Annotated in this window: 1 protein-coding gene; it reads left to right on the top strand. The window is 48.5% G+C overall.

Annotated features, from left to right (window positions below):
* A partial coding sequence (locus A1019T_RS13060; protein WP_143514052.1) for a zinc ribbon domain-containing protein occupies positions 1 to 201 on the top strand: 201 nt, incomplete at its 5' end.
* Between the last annotated feature and the right edge of the window lie 3 nt (positions 202 to 204).

The raw sequence follows: 204 nt of genomic DNA, 5'->3' as shown, positions 1-204 counted from the left end.
GTAAATGAGAGTTACACTACCCAGACCTGCTCGTGCTGCCATAAAATAAGTGACAGTAGTCCAAAAGGTAGAGCAGGTTTGCGAATAAGAGGATGGACTTGTGCTGAGTGTGGCACATGGCATGATAGAGATATCAATGCTGCTAAGAACATCCTCGCGGTCGGGCTTGACCGTCTAGCTGTAGGAATCCCCTCGGTTTAGCGA

The organism is Psychrobacter piechaudii (genome assembly GCF_900162825.1).
Classification (GTDB): Bacteria; Pseudomonadota; Gammaproteobacteria; order Pseudomonadales; family Moraxellaceae; genus Psychrobacter; species Psychrobacter piechaudii.
The sequence above is the reverse complement of the archived record's forward strand: the minus strand, read 5'-3'. Positions and strand labels throughout refer to the sequence as shown.